The organism is Neptuniibacter sp. 2_MG-2023, assembly GCF_030547495.1.
Classification (GTDB): Bacteria; Pseudomonadota; Gammaproteobacteria; order Pseudomonadales; family Balneatricaceae; genus Neptuniibacter.
Genome location: NZ_JAUOQC010000032.1, coordinates 1 through 847, shown reverse-complemented (window position 1 = coordinate 847; position 847 = coordinate 1). Strand labels below are relative to the sequence as shown.

Below are 847 nucleotides of genomic sequence, written 5' to 3'. Positions count from 1 at the left end.
ATTGCTGCGATCGTCTATATGGATAGTCAGATCGACCACACCACCGGCTTATTGATGCTGCGTGAAGGCTGCCCCCATAACATCTGGTGCACCGAGATGGTTGAGCAGGATCTGACCTCAGGTTTTCCTACGTTAAATATGCTTAAACATTGGAATGGGGGTAACCATGTTAACCGCATTCCAATCAATGAGGGTGATGAGGCGAATGAGTTTGTTATTCCCCAGGTGCCTGAGTTGAAGTTGACCGCGGTTCCGTTGTTGAGCAGTGCGCCTCCGTACTCGCCTCACCGTGATGATCCGCACCCGGGTGATAATATCGGTATGCAAATCGAAGATACCCGCACAGGTAAAAAATTGTTCTATGCACCTGGCTTAGGTCAGATTGAACCTCATCTACGCGCGTATATGGAATCTGCAGATGTGTTGCTTGTTGACGGCACTATTTGGCAGGAAGACGAGCTCATCGTGACCGGTGTCGGTGACAAGCTCGGCGTGGCAATGGGGCATCTACCGCAGTCAGGGAAGGGTGGCATGATCGAGTACTTAGATACGCTAGAAAAACCGCGCAAAGTACTGATTCATATAAACAACACCAACCCGATACTGGATGAAGACTCTGCAGAGCATGCAGAAGTCCTTTCCCATGGTATAGAGATCTCTTACGACGGTATGTCCATAGAGCTTTAGCCTACCAGTGATGTGTAGAGGCCATATAAATTATGACAAGCAACGCAAGCGATAAACAGCCGATGAGCCGCGATGAGTTTGAAGCGGCGCTACGTGCGAAAGGCGATTTTTATCATACGCAACACCCTTACCATATCGCCATGTATGACGGTAAATGCAC

Annotated in this window: 1 protein-coding gene; it reads left to right on the top strand. The window is 49.0% G+C overall.

The window, feature by feature from the left end; genetic code table 11:
• Window positions 1-687 (top strand): pyrroloquinoline quinone biosynthesis protein PqqB (locus Q4486_RS15750; RefSeq protein ID WP_303419853.1); only part of this gene is annotated, 687 nt, incomplete at its 5' end.
• Window positions 688-847: the final 160 nt, after the last annotated feature.